Origin of the sequence: Bradyrhizobium sp. 956_D2_N1_4 (assembly GCF_052076025.1) — a bacterium.
In the GTDB taxonomy this organism is placed as follows: domain Bacteria; phylum Pseudomonadota; class Alphaproteobacteria; order Rhizobiales; family Xanthobacteraceae; genus Bradyrhizobium; species Bradyrhizobium barranii.
Map to the genome: position 1 here is coordinate 4,281,963 of NZ_CP197237.1, position 15,571 is coordinate 4,297,533.

General features: G+C 64.9%; 17 protein-coding genes. 9 read left to right on the plus strand and 8 right to left on the minus strand.

From position 1 onward, the window contains the following. Positions 1 to 93 precede the first annotated feature (93 nt). Positions 94 to 1,086, plus strand: coding sequence for a zinc-dependent alcohol dehydrogenase family protein (locus AB7535_RS20310; protein WP_349642925.1), 993 nt, complete (start codon positions 94 to 96; stop codon positions 1,084 to 1,086). 44 nt (positions 1,087 to 1,130) lie between these two features. Here the strand turns inward: AB7535_RS20310 and AB7535_RS20315 are convergent, their stop codons facing one another. Together AB7535_RS20315 and AB7535_RS20320 are read right to left on the minus strand one after the other, a co-directional pair. Continuing rightward, positions 1,131 to 1,361, minus strand: coding sequence for a hypothetical protein (locus tag AB7535_RS20315; protein WP_014494328.1), 231 nt, complete (start codon positions 1,359 to 1,361; stop codon positions 1,131 to 1,133). A gap of 276 nt (positions 1,362 to 1,637) precedes the next feature. Beyond that, positions 1,638 to 2,621, minus strand: coding sequence for an aldo/keto reductase (locus AB7535_RS20320; protein ID WP_085405334.1), 984 nt, complete (start codon positions 2,619 to 2,621; stop codon positions 1,638 to 1,640). A 103-nt stretch (positions 2,622 to 2,724) separates the two neighbouring features. On the opposite strand from AB7535_RS20320, the gene AB7535_RS20325 reads away from it, so the two are divergent. Next, positions 2,725 to 3,618, plus strand: a complete 894-nt coding sequence (locus tag AB7535_RS20325) for a LysR family transcriptional regulator (protein ID WP_085405333.1) — start codon at positions 2,725 to 2,727, stop codon at positions 3,616 to 3,618. Positions 3,619 to 3,892: 274 nt separating this feature from the next. Here AB7535_RS20325 and AB7535_RS20330 read toward each other — a convergent pair whose 3' ends face one another. Next, positions 3,893 to 4,966: a hypothetical protein gene (locus AB7535_RS20330; RefSeq protein ID WP_354114799.1), complete on the minus strand. Its 1,074-nt coding sequence runs from the start codon at positions 4,964 to 4,966 to the stop codon at positions 3,893 to 3,895. A gap of 244 nt (positions 4,967 to 5,210) precedes the next feature. Here AB7535_RS20330 and AB7535_RS20335 point away from each other — a divergent pair, with 244 nt between their 5' ends. Beyond that, the gene (locus AB7535_RS20335) at positions 5,211 to 6,254 is read left to right on the plus strand and encodes a patatin-like phospholipase family protein (RefSeq protein ID WP_085398287.1); all 1,044 of its coding nucleotides are present in this window, start codon (positions 5,211 to 5,213) and stop codon (positions 6,252 to 6,254) included. A 19-nt stretch (positions 6,255 to 6,273) separates the two neighbouring features. Here AB7535_RS20335 and AB7535_RS20340 read toward each other — a convergent pair whose 3' ends face one another. Continuing rightward, positions 6,274 to 6,702 (minus strand): CBS domain-containing protein, encoded by a 429-nt coding sequence (locus AB7535_RS20340; RefSeq protein WP_071912650.1) that lies wholly within the window; start codon positions 6,700 to 6,702, stop codon positions 6,274 to 6,276. A gap of 190 nt (positions 6,703 to 6,892) precedes the next feature. After that, a complete protein-coding gene (locus AB7535_RS20345) occupies positions 6,893 to 7,699 on the minus strand; it encodes a rhomboid family intramembrane serine protease (protein ID WP_014494322.1) in 807 nt (268 codons plus the stop codon). 466 nt (positions 7,700 to 8,165) lie between these two features. On the opposite strand from AB7535_RS20345, the gene AB7535_RS20350 reads away from it, so the two are divergent. The 3 genes from AB7535_RS20350 (at position 8,166) to AB7535_RS20360 (ending at position 10,151) form a co-directional block, all read left to right on the plus strand. Then, positions 8,166 to 8,720 carry a PAS domain-containing protein gene (locus tag AB7535_RS20350; RefSeq protein ID WP_041958462.1) on the plus strand — a complete coding sequence of 185 codons (555 nt, stop codon included), beginning with the start codon at positions 8,166 to 8,168 and terminating at the stop codon, positions 8,718 to 8,720. Between the two features lie 64 nt (positions 8,721 to 8,784). Next, positions 8,785 to 9,213, plus strand: a complete 429-nt coding sequence (locus AB7535_RS20355; RefSeq protein WP_085398286.1) for a cupin domain-containing protein — start codon at positions 8,785 to 8,787, stop codon at positions 9,211 to 9,213. 143 nt (positions 9,214 to 9,356) lie between these two features. Further along, positions 9,357 to 10,151, plus strand: coding sequence for a Crp/Fnr family transcriptional regulator (locus AB7535_RS20360; protein ID WP_085398285.1), 795 nt, complete (start codon positions 9,357 to 9,359; stop codon positions 10,149 to 10,151). A 292-nt stretch (positions 10,152 to 10,443) separates the two neighbouring features. Here AB7535_RS20360 and AB7535_RS20365 read toward each other — a convergent pair whose 3' ends face one another. Together AB7535_RS20365 and AB7535_RS20370 are read right to left on the minus strand one after the other, a co-directional pair. Next, the gene (locus AB7535_RS20365) at positions 10,444 to 10,929 is read right to left on the minus strand and encodes a phasin (RefSeq protein ID WP_085398290.1); all 486 of its coding nucleotides are present in this window, start codon (positions 10,927 to 10,929) and stop codon (positions 10,444 to 10,446) included. A 530-nt stretch (positions 10,930 to 11,459) separates the two neighbouring features. Next, positions 11,460 to 11,846, minus strand: coding sequence for a COG4315 family predicted lipoprotein (locus AB7535_RS20370; RefSeq protein WP_063982498.1), 387 nt, complete (start codon positions 11,844 to 11,846; stop codon positions 11,460 to 11,462). A gap of 147 nt (positions 11,847 to 11,993) precedes the next feature. On the opposite strand from AB7535_RS20370, the gene AB7535_RS20375 reads away from it, so the two are divergent. Together AB7535_RS20375 and AB7535_RS20380 are read left to right on the plus strand one after the other, a co-directional pair. Beyond that, the gene (locus AB7535_RS20375) at positions 11,994 to 12,500 is read left to right on the plus strand and encodes a GNAT family N-acetyltransferase (protein ID WP_085398289.1); all 507 of its coding nucleotides are present in this window, start codon (positions 11,994 to 11,996) and stop codon (positions 12,498 to 12,500) included. A 117-nt stretch (positions 12,501 to 12,617) separates the two neighbouring features. Continuing rightward, positions 12,618 to 12,911, plus strand: a complete 294-nt coding sequence (locus AB7535_RS20380) for a hypothetical protein (RefSeq protein WP_231142222.1) — start codon at positions 12,618 to 12,620, stop codon at positions 12,909 to 12,911. Between the two features lie 77 nt (positions 12,912 to 12,988). On the opposite strand, the gene AB7535_RS20385 is transcribed toward AB7535_RS20380, so the two are convergent. Beyond that, complete coding sequence (locus AB7535_RS20385) at positions 12,989 to 14,962, minus strand: DEAD/DEAH box helicase (RefSeq protein ID WP_439036802.1); 1,974 nt, start codon at positions 14,960 to 14,962, stop codon at positions 12,989 to 12,991. A gap of 243 nt (positions 14,963 to 15,205) precedes the next feature. On the opposite strand from AB7535_RS20385, the gene AB7535_RS20390 reads away from it, so the two are divergent. Next, the gene (locus AB7535_RS20390; RefSeq protein WP_094183804.1) at positions 15,206 to 15,535 is read left to right on the plus strand and encodes a hypothetical protein; all 330 of its coding nucleotides are present in this window, start codon (positions 15,206 to 15,208) and stop codon (positions 15,533 to 15,535) included. Positions 15,536 to 15,571 lie beyond the last annotated feature (36 nt).

Here is a 15,571-nt window from a genome sequence, read left to right on the forward strand (position 1 = left end):
CCATACAGAAATGCACGATCATCGTACATTCTTGTTCCTTCTCATGCAAAATTTCATGAGCATATTGGAGGCCGACAACGGAGCAAGACGATCATGACGAGACAATCGACGATGCGGGCGGCGATCCTGGAGACCCACAACGTGCCACTGCGCCTCTCAACCGTCTCCACGCCCGAGGTCGGGCCGCGCGAGGTGCTGGTGCGGGTGCGCGCGAGCGCGGTCAATCCGCTCGACACAAAGATCCATGCCGGTGCGGCGGCGCATGCGCGTCATCCGCTGCCCGCCATTCTCGGAATCGATCTCGCCGGCGTGGTCGAGCAGACCGGGCGCGACGTGACGCGGTTCAAGCCGGGCGACGAGGTCTATGGCATGACCGGCGGCGTCGGCGGCGTACCGGGATCGCTCGCCGAATTCGCCGCGGTCGATGCCGACCTGCTGGCGCCCAAGCCCTCCAATCTCAGCATGCGCGAAGCGGCCGCCCTACCGCTGATCTTCATCACGGCCTGGGAAGGCCTGATAGATCGCGCGGCGCTGAAGGCCGGCCAGAAGGTTTTGATTCATGGCGGTGCCGGCGGCGTCGGCCATGTCGCGATCCAGATCGCGCGCGCCATCGGAGCAGACGTGTTCGCGACCGGCTCGGCAGCGCAGCGCGCCACCATCGAAGGCTTTGGCGCAGTGTTCATCGACCGCGGCACTGCGATCGAAGCTTACGTTGCAGAGCATACCGGCGGCCGCGGCTTCGACATCGTCTACGACACCGCCGGCGGCAAGGTGCTCGATGCCTCCTTCGAAGCCGTGCGCCGTTTTGGCCATGTGGTGAGCGCGCTGGGCTGGGGCACGCACGCGCTTGCGCCGCTGTCGTTCCGCGCCGCCAGCTATTCCGGTGTGTTCACGCTGCTGCCGCTGCTATCAGGCGAAGGCCGCTCGCATCACGGTGAGATCATGGCGGAAGCGACGCGCCTGGTTGAAGCCGGCAAGCTCGCGCCGCTGGTCGATGCAAGGCGCTTCACGCTGGAGAGTGTTGGCGATGCCTACGCTCTGATCCGGGATCACGCCGCCAAGGGCAAGCTGGTCGTCGACTTCTGAGGTGAGGCTCGTAGCCCGGATGGAGCTGTCTGCTGCACCCGCCGCTAGTCCTCGCTGGCCGCCGCTGAGCGATTGCGCAAGTAAGCCTGCGACAACAGGAAGAACAGTGCGCGCTCGCCATGATATTTGGCGGACGGCCGGGTGCGCTCGAAGCCATCGGCAAATATCTTGCCGGACTGGCACACCTGCCATCGCCAGCCAAACCGCTTACGCCTGGTGATGATCACTTCAAACATGCCGACGGGCTTGGTCCCCTGCTTCTGCCGGTCTCGCAAGGCATGCGCCTGCTCCGGCCTCCCCCGTTAGACGGATGCCCGACATATAGCGCAGCAGGACGGAAAGAGAATAAAATTGATTATCGGAAATCCGTATCTTCCACCGGCTATGACGAAGTCGCGACGCTTGCGGAATAAGCCTGTGCTGGCGGTGTTAATCGATTCCTTCAACGCTGCTTGCAACGCTGCTTGGTAGCGCTGGCAAAGGTATTCAAGTCGGAACACAAGACGCGTATGCCCGGTAAGCGAACGCTCACCGGGCATTCACGCCGCAGCTCAGCGGCCGACTCGCGCCTGGAGATGCGCAGGATAGCGGTCGCCCTGCACGGCGACCTTGGACAGCACCCCTGCAATTGCAGTGAGATCCGCGTCCGACAGCGTCACCGCAGCCGCGCCGAGATTTTCCTCGAGCCGGTGCAGCTTGGTGGTGCCGGGGATCGGCACGATCCACGGCTTCTGCGCGAGCAGCCAGGCCAACGCGATCTGCGCCGGCGTCGCTTTCTTCATTGCGGCGATCTCGCCAAGCAGATCGACGAGGGTCTGATTGGATTTGCGTGCGCTGGATGAGAAGCGCGGCACGATGTTACGGAAGTCGCTCGCATCGAACGTCGTGCTCTCGGTGATCGCGCCGGTGAGAAAACCCTTGCCGAGCGGGCTGAACGGAACGAAGCCGATGCCGAGCTCTTCCAGCGTCGGCAGGATCTCCTGCTCCGGCTCGCGCCACCACAGCGAATACTCGCTTTGCAATGCGGTCACGGGCTGCACCGCATGGGCGCGGCGAATGGTCTGCGCGCCCGCCTCCGACAAGCCAAAATGCAGCACCTTGCCGGCCTGGATCAGGTCCTTGACCGCGCCCGCGGTCTCCTCGACCGGCACGTCGGGATCGACGCGGTGCTGGTAGAACAGATCGATGCGATCGGTCTTGAGCCGCTTCAGGGCAGCCTCCGCCACCGCCTTGACGTTGGCGGACCGGCTGTCGAGCCCGGCCTCGACCTTGCCGCCCTTGAAGCCGAACTTGGTGGCGATCACGACCTTGTCGCGGAATGGCTGAAGCGCCTCGCCGAGCAGCTCCTCGTTGGCAAAGGGCCCATAGGCCTCGGCGGTGTCGAAGAAGGTCACACCGCGCGCGACGGCGGTCCTGATCAGTGCGATCGCCTGCGACGTCTCGGTCGCCGGGCCATAACCGTAGCTCAGGCCCATGCAGCCGAGGCCGAGGGCCGAGACCTCGAGGCCGCTCTTGCCCAGTGTTCGCATCTGCATCGTCAGCTCTCCCTGAGGTTCATGTTCGGCAGCGAATTTAGGCCACGCACCGGCCCGCGATTAGATGATAAAATCGGTATGTACTGATGAGATGGATTCATGAATGACCCGCACCAACGTCAATGACCTCCTGGCCTTCCTTGCGGTCGCGCGCGAGCGCAGCTTTACCCGCGCGGCAGCCCAGCTCGGCGTGTCGCAGTCGGCGCTCAGCCACACTGTGCGCGGCCTGGAGGAACGGCTCGGCCTGCGGCTGCTCACCCGAACCACCCGCAGCGTCGCGCCAACGGAAGCGGGCGAACGTCTGCTCCGCAATGTCGGGCCGCGCTTTGCGGAGATCGACGCAGAGCTGTCGGCGCTGACCGCGCTCCGCGAGACACCGGCGGGCACCATCCGCATCACCACCGGCGAGCACGCCGCACAGACAGTGCTGTGGCCGGCGGTCGCAAAGCTGCTGCCGCGCTACCCCGATATCAAGGTCGAGCTCGTCGTCGACTATGGCCTGACCGATATCGTCGCCGAGCGCTACGACGCCGGCGTACGCCTCGGCGAGCAGGTCGCCAAGGACATGATCGCGGTGCGGATCGGGCCGGAGATGCGCATGGCCGTGGTCGGCGCACCCGCCTATTTCGCCGCGCGGGGCAAGCCGAAGCTGCCGCAGGATCTCACCGAGCACAATTGCATCAACCTCCGCCTGCCGACCTATGGCGGGATCTATGCCTGGGAGTTCGAGAAGCGCGGCCGCGCGATGAAGGTGCGGGTCGACGGCCAGCTCGTGTTCAACACCGGCCTGCTCAGGATGAATGCCGTGCTGGCGGGGCTTGGCCTTGCCTATATCCCCGACGATCTCGTGAAGCGCGAGATCGCCGACGGCCGGCTGATCCGCGTGCTCGCCGACTGGTGCGCACCGTTTGCGGGCTATCACCTCTATTATCCGAGCCGTCGGCAGCCGACGCCGGCGTTCGCGGTGCTGGTGGAGGCGCTGCGGTATCGGAAGTGAGGGGCGCGGCCCTCCTCCTCGTCATTGCGAGCGCAGCGAAGCAATCCAGAATCTTTCCGCGGAGGTACTCTGGATTGCTTCGCTGCGCTCGCAATGACGGTGGGGAAACAGCTGCGCGTCGAAACTGCGCTCTCGTGCCCCGGACGCGGCGCAGCGCTCCTTCAGCGGTGCCCCGCTGAGCCGGGGCCCATCTATCGAGATATGTGCTTGTGGCTTCCTGGGTCCCGGCTCTGCGGAGCGGCATTGCATGCCGCACCGCGTCCGGGACACGAGACTAGCGCGCGACCACTTCCACTTCGCCGTCGACGCCGTTGACGACGTTGAAGCCGCGCTCGTAGACCTTGCCCTCGTTCTTGGCGATGGCGCGGTATTCGCCTTCGGAGAGCACGACGCGCGGGAAGGCGCCGATCGATTCCTTGATGACGTCGCCGCCGGGGGTCAGCACCGACCAGGCGGTGTTGGCGAGCGCCTCGCCGCCCCTGTCGCTGACGAGCTTGAGCGTGATCACGGCGGCGCGGTGGGTGATGGTGACGTCGGTGAGCTTGCCAGCCTGGACGCGGATATCCGAGCGCACCACCGAATTGGCGTCGCCATAATTGGAGATGATGTAGTAGGTGCCCTCCGGGATCAGCACGACGTCGCCGGCGGCGACGTTCGGGACCAGCGAGGCGCGCTCGCCGGACTCGAACTGGCTGCCCTTGTAGATCGCGAACGAGATCTGGTTCTGCGGAATGCGGCTGGTGCCGACGCGCCCCTCGATGCGCAGGCCGCCGGCCGGCAGCACGAAGGATTCGCGATCGGTCTCGGCCTTCAGGCTGACGGTGCGCACCGCACTGACGAGGCCGAAGGCGACGTGCACGACGTAATTGCCCGGCGGCAACACGATGTTCGGCGTGGCGTTCCGATCCTCGCGGATCAGCTTGAAGGTGCCGTTCTCGTCAGGACGGTCGGCAAACACGCGCCAGACCAGGCCGCTGGTGATCGCGGGTGTGTCCTTGCCGTATTTCGCGGTCAGCGACAGAACGCCCTGGCCGGGCACGGCCGCGTTGAGCGGCGGGGCCGCCGGCACGGTGCTGACCGCAGGCGGGGGCATGCTGGGCGTGTTCGGCTGCAGCAGGGTCGGCGGCAGGCTCGGCGGGCCAGCGCCCGGGCCGGTGGGGGGCGCGAGGCTGACGGCGCCGCCGGGGTCGGGCACCGAGGCGGGCGGCACCGGGGGCGGACGATCGGAGAAAAGCTGCGCCCGCGCTGCATTTTGACCAAGGGTATAGAGGCAGGCAGCAAGGATTAGTGTCGGCAGCAGCGATGTGCTGCGCCGCCATCCGATGATGCCGTCACCCCCGAGAGTCATGCCACCTGCTTTTCACCGAAAACGCGGCAAATTCAAGCCTCCGAATCCCCGGGGAATACGGCCGGATACAGTTCTTTGGAACCCGGTTGACGCCTGCGTGATTAAACGGGAGGCAGCCGCTCCTCGCCACACTCCTGCCCCCTGCTTCCCGAACGGTATAAACCATGCTTTGCCCTCGTTCTGGCGGAGCGGAAGTACGGCGCCTACTCTGCTGTGAGGGCTGGCCCGGGGTAGGAGGGTTTCGGTGCTTGATATCTTGAAGGGTCGGGGCGCGAACGGCTCCAATGGAGAGAAGGTCGGTCTTGGCAGCGTGCGACGGCCGGTCATCGGCCTGGCGCTCGGCGGTGGCGCGGCGCGCGGCTTTGCCCATATCGGCATCCTGAGAACCCTGGCCGCCAATGGCATCGTGCCTGACGTCGTGGTCGGCACCTCGATCGGCGCCGTGGTCGGCGGCCTCTATGCGGCCGGCCGGCTCGATACACTGCAGGAGTGGGGACGCAGCCTGCAGGGGATGCGCAACATCCTCGGCTATCTCGACATTCGACTGAGCGGCTCCGGCCTGATCGGCGGTGAGAAGCTGGCGACCCGGCTCGAGGACGCGGTCGGCCAGACCCTGATCGAGGATCTTCCGATCAAGTTCGCCGCCGTCGCAACCGAGGTCCGTACCGGCCACGAGATCTGGCTGACGCGCGGCCGCGTGGTCGATGCCATGCGCGCCTCCTACGCCCTGCCCGGCATCTTCTCACCCGTCCTGATCGGTGACCGCTGGCTGGTCGACGGCGCGCTGGTGAATCCGGTGCCGGTCTCGGCCGCCCGCGCGCTCGGCGCCGAAATCGTCATCGCCGCAAATCTTTCCAGCGACATCTTCACCCATTCCACGACGATCTATTCGCACGGCGCGGTGCCCGAGACGGTCCCGCCGGCGGCCGAGGCGACCACGGCGAAGCGGCGCTTTCCGCGATTGTTCTCGCCCGAGAAAACCATGAAGCGCGAGTTCTTCGGCAGCGCCGGACGGCCCGGCATCTCCTCGGTGATGGTCGACGCCTTCAACATCATGCAGGACCGCATTACCCGCGCGCGCCTCGCCGGCGATCCGCCCGATCTCCTGATCACGCCGCGGGTCGGTCATTTCGGCTGGTTCGACTTCCACCGCGGCGAGGATCTGATCGCGCACGGCACCCGTGCCGCCGAGCGCGCGCTGGAGTCGATCCAGGAGGCGATCGAGGTGCTCGCACCAGCGCCCGCGGGCAACGCGCCCAAGACGGGCGAGCCCAAGACAGACGAATAAGGCCGACGAGTAAGGCCGCTCAGGCCGTCTTGATATAGTCGCGCAGGGCTTCCTGCTCGGCCTCGTATTCCTGGACCCGGCGCTTGACGATGTCGCCGATCGAGATCAGGCCGACCACCTTGCCATCGTCGACGACGGGCAGATGGCGGAACTTGCCGGTGGTCATCGTCTCCATGAGCTCGGCGACCGTGTCGGTCTCCTTGCAGGTCACGACCTTGCGGGTCATGACCTGAGAGACCGGCTCCTCCAGCGCGCCGGCGCCGCGCTCGCCGATCACGCGCACGATGTCGCGCTCGGACAGAATGCCTTCGAGCCGGCTCTGGTTCATCACCAGCACCGCGCCGATCTTCTTCTCGCCGAGCAGTTTGACCGCGGCAGCCAGCTTGGCGTCGGGCTCGACGCTCATGATCTGGTGGCCCTTGGTGTTGAGAATGGAACGTACCGTCATTGTCGGCCTCCCTGAATCGGATCCGTCCGCATTTCGCGGACCGGACTTGTTCGTCGAGTCTTCAACTAACAGTTTAGGCGCCGGTTGCACGCTGAGGCGCTTTGCGAAGCATCGCCGCTAGCGGCTTGTCGCTTCGGAACATTCTTCTCGGGAATGATGGATGAATTCGGGCGGCGCCGCAAGCGCCGCTTCAAATGCGGTTCGAAATGTCCTGTGATGACGCATCCGCAGCATCGTTTCGCACGCGCGGCACGGGATCGAACAGCGCGAACAGCAGAAGGCCCGCGAAGAAGCCGCCGATATGCGCCTGCCAGGCGACGCTCGTGGTTTCGGAATCGACGCCGATCGCGCCGACGCCGAAGATGATGTTGACGCCGAACCAAACGGCGAGGAAGCCGACCACCCGCCCGTCACGCAGCGCGCGCGACAGCGGCAGTGCCGGAACCCTTGCGGCGGTATCGGCGTCTGATCGGCTGAACGACAGGAAGCTGCCGCGGACAAAGGCAAAGCGGATCGCCGCCGCCATCGCGCCGGACACCGAGGCCGAGGCGCCGATCATCGGCGCCACCGCGTGCTCATGGGTGACGAGATGGGCGAGCGCGCCGGCCGCTGCCGTCACCGCGAGAAACAGGAAGAACCTGATCGCGCCGAAGCGCCGCGCCAGCGCGCTGCCAAACGGCAGCAGCCACAGCACATTGAAGCCGAGATGGGTCAGATTGGCGTGCAGCAGCGAATAGGTGACGAAAGTCCAGACCTTGGCGCCGGCCCCACCGGGGATTTGCAGATTGAGCAGCGAGGAATCGTAACGCTTCGGGATGAAGCCGAAGACGTCGATGGTCCAGTTCTCGAGTTCCGGCGGCAGCAGCACCCGCAGATGGATCACCGCCAAAAGGAGGATATAGGCGGTCAGCGCGACCGGCAGCGTCAGGATCGGCTCGCGCGGAGCTTCCTCGACAACGGCCGGTATCTCCGGCGGAGAATCTTGCGGGGAATCCAAGGCAGCTTCGCTTTCAGGCGCGATCGGAGCGACAGGCTTAACGACAGCCTTGGAGATAGTCGCCTTTGCCGGCCTTGCGCAAGTGCACAAAAGGAAAAGGCAGGGCCCTGGGAAAGCCCTGCCTGTCCGTGTCGGTCTTCCGGTACCCAGAGGAATAAGGTGTATCCCCACCCCTCCCCGCGGCCCGCGACCAAACTGTTTGACGCCCGTGTACAGGCCCCGCCGAGAACCTGGATGAAAGCGGCGAGGCTTGCGACCGCGATCACCATAGCAGCGGCGCGCTGGACGGAAAGCGGATAGTTAATTTAACGTTAACGACGTAAAGACAGCCTCCGGGGGCCCGAAAACGCCTCCACGGCATGGACGCTGCAAATCCCCTCCTGCACAACAACGAAAGGGATCGCGGGTGCACTGAAGCGGGACAGGTTTGTCCCGCGAGCTAGCGCCCCGGGGTAAGCGTTCAGTCATGAAACATCCGTCGAGCCGCGCGTTCTTCGCGTATTGGGACAAGAAGCGCGGCACTGCGCGGGCCCCTGATCGGGCCGATATTGATCCGGCCGCGGTCCGCGGCCTGCTCGGCGATATCTTCGTGCTGTCCTGCGAACAAAACCTCGGCTTCCCGTTCCGCGTCGCCGGCACGCGCGTCTGCGCGCTCGCGGGGCTCGACCTCAAGGACCAGAGCTTCGCGGCGCTGTTCACCGAGGCCAGCCGCAGCGAGATCGAGGAGATCACCACGATCGTCGCCGACGAGACGTTAGGTGCGATCGCCGGCGTCACCGCCGCGCGCGAGGACGGCAGCAAGGCGCATCTCGAGCTGCTGCTGCTGCCCTTCAACGCCCGCCCCCATACGCCGGTGAGTGTCACCGGCGTGCTCGCACCGTTCAACGACGAATGCGGCGCGTTGTCCGCATTCGCCCTCACCTCCTGGCGCTATCTGCATCAGCCGGAGAAGCTGCTGCCGCGCGCAATCCGCAAATTGCAGATCGCACGCGGGCTGATGGTGTATGAGGGGCTGAGGTAGTTTTCGTTTCGACGAGGGCGAACGCCGCGACCTCGATACAGTCTCTCACCGGGATGACACAGCCATGTCCGACATCATCAGTTTCGGTACGCTTCAGCTCCGCTTCCTGCACAGCAAGGACGACACCGGCGGCAGCGTCGACATCTTCGAAATGACGCTCCAGCCGAATGCACGGATGCCGATCCCGCATTATCACGACCGCTGGGACGAAACCATCTACGGGCTGTCCGGCGTATCGACCTGGACGATCGACGGCCAGCAGAACGATCTCGGCCCCGGAGAGTCGGTCTTCATCAAGCGCGGCATCGTGCACGGTTTCACCAACCGTTCGACGGGACCGGCAACATGCCTGTGCATCCTGAGCCCCGGGGTGCTGGGCCCGCAATATTTCACGGAGATGGCCGCACTCCTGTCGGCCGGCGCGCCACCCGATCCCGCGAAGATGAAAGAGACGATGCTGCGCTACGGACTGGTGCCCGCGCCGGCAGCGTGAGCCAGGCTCGCGATCCATCATTGGCACCTTACCTGCTGCAGGACGTTTAGCTGTTTGCCGGGCGTATGCCTGCACGGCAACGCGGCTCGGCCGGAGACGATGCGTTTGCTCGCCGCCGGGCCTCCGTCGAGGGACGATTCCCAGTGATGGAGCACGCGACCAGAGTTGGTAATCGCCTGTTAGCTGCATTACCGCCGGCCGACTTCGCTTTGCTTGCACCGTATCTCCGGAAAGTACCGCTCCAGCACGATGCAGTCCTGGTTCGATCGGGCGACCGGGTCGAGCACCTTTGCTTCCCGTGCAGCGGCGCGATCGCTCTCATCATGGAGTTGCCGAACGGACAGGCAGCCGCAACCGCCGTGATCGGCAACGACGGCGTCGTCGGCCTCATGACGGCGCTCGGCCCCGTCCGATCTCCCCTGACGGCGGTTGTCCGCGTGGCCGGGACCGCACTGCAGATCTCGCCCGCGCGATTTCAAGCGACACTCGAACGCAGTCCCGCCCTCGCAAACGCGGTTCAGATTGTGACCAGGGCGATGATGACGCAATTCCTGCACGTCGCAGCCTGCAATGCACTGCACTCCGTCGAGGCCCGCCTTGCCCGCTGGCTGCTTCACATTCACGATCGGACGGAGGGCGGTGGTGACGTCCTGCACCTGACGCAAGAGACGTTGTCGGAATTGCTCGGCGTCCGGCGGACCACCGTCACGCACGTCGTGAGCGCACTTCGAACCTCAAGGGCCCTGAAATCCAGTCGGCGCGGCCAACTCGAGATCGACAGGCCGCGACTCGAGGTCGTCGCCTGCGAGTGCTACAAGGTGATGAGCCGCAGGATCGACCGGATCGTTTCGCAGGATGCCGTCAGGCTGCTTCACACCGCGCCCGCGCGGAATGGCTGCCCGCCCCCGGACTTCCCGTTCGCCAAGACCGATTCATAGACCCAGGCCTCTCTGGCGAACCACTCGTGCGTCGCCGCGCACATCCCGCAATATGTGCGCGAGAAGAACACCGTGCTGCACCGAAATCTTTCACGATCCATCTCGATGCCCGTCGGAATGGCGTGGCCCGTTTCCGGGCACTTGATCATCACCATACCCATCCTGACTTCCTCCAGCTTGGCATCACCTCACGGCAAGGCTTCTCACGGCAAGGCTTCACCGCCTCGGCTGGACCGCGCCCCTTCTGGCCAAGACGCTCGTCCAGCCGATCCACGCGGCCAGTAGCCTCGATTCAAGCAGCCCCATGCAGAACCAACTTGAAACTCTTCTTGATCGGCTCGGCCGTCTCGGTTGCGACCTTCTGGGCGAGGTCCCAAAGCTCCCGGTTTTGGCGAGAAGCCGCTTCAAAGGTCTTGCGGCTGTGGGTGGTGGAGAGGTTCACGACATCCGCAAACGACCTCGCATCCGCAAGCTGGGACAGGAACTCCAGCGCGGAGCTGGTATTGATGTTTGATATTTCGATGACCCTGGTGCCGTAATCGGCGGCACGCGTGGCATTGGTCGAACAGGCTTCGCGGAGCGCTTCGGTGACCTCCTCGGAAGCCGCCCTCATCCGCTCTAAATTTGCCTTGGCCCGGGCGGCGCCCTGCTCGGCGAGATCGCCGAAGATCGCCTGGAAGTTGAAAAATGGCATGTCGAACCTGGGCATTGCACCGCCATTCGCCGTCCCATTCAGCGCAGTGGCGTTCGTCTCGGCTTTCAGATTGGCATCATTCATGGTCATTCATCCCCTCACGCGAAACCAGATAATGGATTGAAGACTCCCAGAAGCTCCCAGGTGCGGACCGCACCGGGAAACCAGTGCCCCTACTCTCAAATGGAGGGATGCTGTTGCCGATATGCCGCTCTCGCCCCCTGCCGGAACCAACTATGACCAACCAAAATCGGGCCTTCGGTTCGCTTTCGGACTCTCGACATGAATAAATTCAATTCAAGCGACGACGCGCCACGGGCGGCGTTTTTACTTCTTCGAAGTTGTCGCCATTACTTCCGCCAATTTGAGATCAGTCCGGCAAGCGGTTCGGAGGCGCCGGCGCCGGTGGCCTTCCGCTGGGGGCGCGGCGAGGATTCGGCCGCTTCCAGATGGCGCCCTGTCACTAATTGAGTTGATGGAGCCGCTCCGCAGCGCACCGCATTGAACGATACGTCGCATCGCCAACACGGCGCTGCGCTGCGTCCGAGGCACAAGACCGGTGGCATCTCGTCAATGTCAGATACCACCTCGCATTGCCGCGGCGGATTGTCAGCTCACGGCATCGCCAGGTGCCAGGCGCCGTTCAGAAAGCCGTCGCCGGTGATGTCGCCGGGCTTCTGGTCCTTGGCGAAGGTGTAGAGCGGCTTGCCCTTGTAAGCCCACTGCCTGGATCCGTCGTCGCGCGTGATGACGGTGTAGCCGTCGGCCGCAGCATCGCTCGCCTCGGCCTTCAGCACCGGCCAGTTTGTCGCACACGGTCCATTGCAGGCCGACTTGCCGTCCGCATCCTTGTCGAAGGTGTAGAGCGTCATGCCCTTGGCGTCGGTGAGCACGTTACCCTTGTCGGACTTGCCGGTCTTGGTCGGCGGCGCGGCGAAGGCAGCGGGGATGATGGCGAGCGATACGGCGAGCGTGAGCGCGAGGCGGATCGAGGACGTCATGGGTTCTCCTGTCATGCAATTGGCTTGCATGGGGTAGGACGCCGCGCAACGCTTCGTATTCCTGAGACGGCGGCAAAGATATTTTTCGCTGCGCGCATCGTCGCGACGGAATAAACTGGAATGGGTGAGACCGACCAACGGACCGACATGAGCAAGCCGCATTGGCGTCCCGCGCGCGCCTCCGACCTGGTCGCGATCAGCGCGATCGCAGCGCGGATCCATCCTGATCTCCCCGAGAGTCCCGACGTGTTCGCGGAGAAGATGCGGCTCTATCCCGATGGCTGCCGACTGCTCATCGCCGACGAAGAGATCGCCGGCTACGGGCTCGCGCATCCGTGGAAGCAGCACCGCATTCCGCCGCTCAACGGCTTCCTTCAACAACTGCCCGATGATGCGGATTGTCTCTACGTGCACGACGTCGCCGTGCTGCCCGATTTCCGCGGTGGCGTCGCGCGCGATTATATTGCCGCTATCGAGAAGCTCGCGCGCGCATCACACATCACAACGCTCGCGCTGGTCTCGGTCTACGCCACGCGGCCGTTGTGGGAGCGTCTCGGCTTTCGGCCCGTCGCGGCGGATGCGGAGGCGCGCGCAAAGCTCGCTTCCTACGGCGAAGGCGCGACCTACATGCTTCGCGACCTCGCTGCGACATAACGTCCCCGCCCGGCTCACGCGGGCGTGAAGCCGTCACTCGAACCGCCTTCGATCACCCCCCGTCGAAGGTGTGCGCGGGCCGTTCTGGTCTCGCCGAATCGAGACTGGAGAATTTCCATGAAACTTACATTGTCGAAAGTTGCTTTGATTGCATTCGCCGCGGCGGCCGCGTTCACCGCGACCAGTGCCAACGCGGCACAGGTCCGGACCTATGGCTGCGATTCCGCCTTCTTCGAGGGCTGCGGTATCCTGGTCGAGACGCCGACCCCGGGCGGCAGAAGCCGCGTCAACCTCACGCACGACACCTCGCCCATCTACATGAAGCAGACCGACCCCCGCTACAGCTCGTCGATGCGTGATGCCGGCGGTGGCGGCGGCGGAGGTGGTGGCGGCGGCGGCGGTGGCCGCTGAGTTCGCAGCTGACTTTTCAGATGATGTCGCCGGCGCAATCCGGCGGCATCATTGCTGTCTGCACAATCAGGCGCAGTTCAGCCCCGATGCTTTTTCTTCGCCTTCTTTTTTCCAGGCGCGCCCTTCAACGGCCACGGCGTGACCGCCGGCTCGGCATGGCCAGGCTTGTTCTTGTGCTTCTTTTTCTTTCCGAACGAAGGAGCATCGTCGAATTTCGGCCTGCGCTCGCCGTGAGCCTTGTCGCGGGGCTTGAACCCAGCTGCATCGCGCGGGCGATCGTCGCGACGTTCACGATGATCGCTGTCGCCGCTCTCGCGCCGGGGCGGCTTTGACCGCTCCTCCGAAGGCGCCTGCCGCTGCGGCGCATCGGTCATCGGCTCGAGGCGGATATTGTCTTCCTTGTCCGGACGCTTGATCTTGGCAGCGAAGGATTCCGCGACCCGCTCGGAAATTTCGAACTCGGTCGTCGTGTCCATGATCTTGATGGCGCCGATGTCGCCCTTGTCGATGCCGCCGCGGCGGCAGATCATCGGCAAGAGCCAGCGTGCTTCCGCATTCTTTCTTCGTCCGATGTTGGCCCGGAACCAGACGCTGCCGTCCGCCATGCCGTGTTTCGCCGACGATTTTCCTGATTTGGGTCGGGCTCTTTCGGGGCGATCATCGCCGCGCGAAGTGCGGGCATCGTCGCGCGGTGCGCGGACATTGTCGCGCCCGCGATCGTCGCGCGGCCGGCCGGCTCGCTCGCCGGGATCGATGATGTCTTCGGGCGACGGCAGCCGTGCGCGATAGAGCCGCGCGAGTGCGGCTGCGATATCCTCGGCCGACCGCTCGGCCAGCAGCGCCTGCGCCAGCACCAGATCGTCCGCGGTCGTCTCCTCGGTGAACAACACGTCCTTCATGCGGTCGTGATCGAGCTTGCGGATTTCCTCCGCCTGCGGTGCCGTTCCCCAGACCGCGTCGATCCCCGAGACATTCAGCAGCATTTCCGCACGTCGCCGCCGTACAGGCGGCACCAGCAGGACGCTCGTCCCCTTGCGGCCCGCCCGCCCGGTGCGGCCGGAGCGATGCTGCATCACCTCGGCGTCGTTGGGCAGATCGGCATGGATGACGAGATCGAGGCTCGGCAGGTCGATGCCGCGGGCGGCGACGTCGGTCGCCACACAGACGCGAGCGCGTCCGTCCCGGATCGACTGCAGCGCCGTGGTCCGCTCGTTCTGCGTCAATTCGCCTGACAGCGCGACCACGGAGAAGCCGCGCTCCAGCAGCGCCGCCTGCAAATGCCTGACGTGATCGCGCGTGCTGCAAAACACCAGCGCGCTCGGCGCCTCGAAGAAGCGCAGCACGTTGACGACGGCATGTTCGACATCACCGGGGGCGACCCGGATGGCACGGTACTCGATGTCGGCGTGACCGCCTTCATCGCCGGCGACCTCGATCCGAAACGCCTGCTGCTGATATTGCTTGGCCAGCGCCACGATACCGCGCGGAAACGTCGCCGAGAACAGCAAAGTGCGGCGTGTCTCCGGCGTGGTCTTGAGGATGAATTCCATGTCCTCGCGAAAGCCGAGATTGAGCATCTCGTCGGCCTCATCGAGGACGACCACTTTCAATTCCGTGATGTCGAGACGGCCGCGACGCAAATGGTCGCACAACCGGCCGGGCGTGCCGACGACGATGTGAGCGCCCGCCGCAAGCTCGCGCTGCTCGCGCCGCGGATCCATGCCGCCGACGCAGGAGACGACCCGCCCGCCGGCATGCCCATACAGCCATGCCAGTTCGCGCTGAACCTGCAAGGCGAGCTCGCGGGTCGGCGCCACGATCAGGGCGAGCGGCGCCCCCGCCTGCTCGAACCGCTCGGCATCGCCAAACAGATCCTTGGCCATGGCGAGGCCATACGCGAGGGTCTTGCCGGAGCCGGTCTGGGCCGAAACCAGGAGGTCGCGGTCGGCGGCTTCGTCCGCGAGCACGGCGAGCTGGACGGGGGTGGGTGAATCATAGTTCCGCTCGGCCAAAGCGTGGGCGAGCGGCGGGGTCAGGGCCGGAAAAGACACGGGATGGAGAACCTTGGTTAATGTCAGGCGCGGAACGGTGAACCGGCGGACCTGAGTTGCGTGCGCGGCAAACGGCCCGGCCGCACGCTGGATGTGATCAGGGCGCTCTTTACGCCAAGTGCTCTTGAATCACCATGCCTATGATGCATGGCTTGACGGAAAGAACCGCGCCTGAAGGTTGCAGCGGACCTTTGCGGCCACCTCCATTAACCTGAAGCCAACCGGCTTAGAGGGAACGACCGCGTGACGCCTTCCGCCAAACGCGCCTGCGGCGATTGCACGCTTTGCTGCAAGGTCATGGCCATCGAGGCGTTGGCCATACCGGCTGGAAGCTGGTGCCGGCACTGCAAACCCGGCCAGGGCTGCGCGATCTATGCCGAACGCCCGGCCATCATGGGCCAGCGCATGATCCTCGTCACGCCGGACCGCGAGTTCGATCGCGGCATCGTCGGGCCGGACGAGCGGATCGTGCGGGAGCTGGAGGGGACCAAGGTCGTCGGCGCGACGGTGGTGAAGGAACATCAGATCAGCCATGGCTGGTTGGTGAACGTCCCATCAGCCGATGCTAGATAGGTCCGGTGACCTGGCAGAGTTAAGTTCAGGCAAAGC

Coding starts and splice junctions, on each gene's coding strand:
- AB7535_RS20310 (WP_349642925.1), top strand. CDS start 94: ATGACGAGACAATCGACGATGCGGGCGGCGATCCTGGAGACCCACAAC.
- AB7535_RS20320 (WP_085405334.1), bottom strand. CDS start 2,621: ATGCAGATGCGAACACTGGGCAAGAGCGGCCTCGAGGTCTCGGCCCTC.
- AB7535_RS20325 (WP_085405333.1), top strand. CDS start 2,725: ATGACCCGCACCAACGTCAATGACCTCCTGGCCTTCCTTGCGGTCGCG.
- AB7535_RS20330 (WP_354114799.1), bottom strand. CDS start 4,966: ATGACTCTCGGGGGTGACGGCATCATCGGATGGCGGCGCAGCACATCG.
- AB7535_RS20340 (WP_071912650.1), bottom strand. CDS start 6,702: ATGACGGTACGTTCCATTCTCAACACCAAGGGCCACCAGATCATGAGC.
- AB7535_RS20350 (WP_041958462.1), top strand. CDS start 8,166: ATGAAACATCCGTCGAGCCGCGCGTTCTTCGCGTATTGGGACAAGAAG.
- AB7535_RS20355 (WP_085398286.1), top strand. CDS start 8,785: ATGTCCGACATCATCAGTTTCGGTACGCTTCAGCTCCGCTTCCTGCAC.
- AB7535_RS20365 (WP_085398290.1), bottom strand. CDS start 10,929: ATGAATGATGCCAATCTGAAAGCCGAGACGAACGCCACTGCGCTGAAT.
- AB7535_RS20370 (WP_063982498.1), bottom strand. CDS start 11,846: ATGACGTCCTCGATCCGCCTCGCGCTCACGCTCGCCGTATCGCTCGCC.
- AB7535_RS20375 (WP_085398289.1), top strand. CDS start 11,994: ATGAGCAAGCCGCATTGGCGTCCCGCGCGCGCCTCCGACCTGGTCGCG.
- AB7535_RS20380 (WP_231142222.1), top strand. CDS start 12,618: ATGAAACTTACATTGTCGAAAGTTGCTTTGATTGCATTCGCCGCGGCG.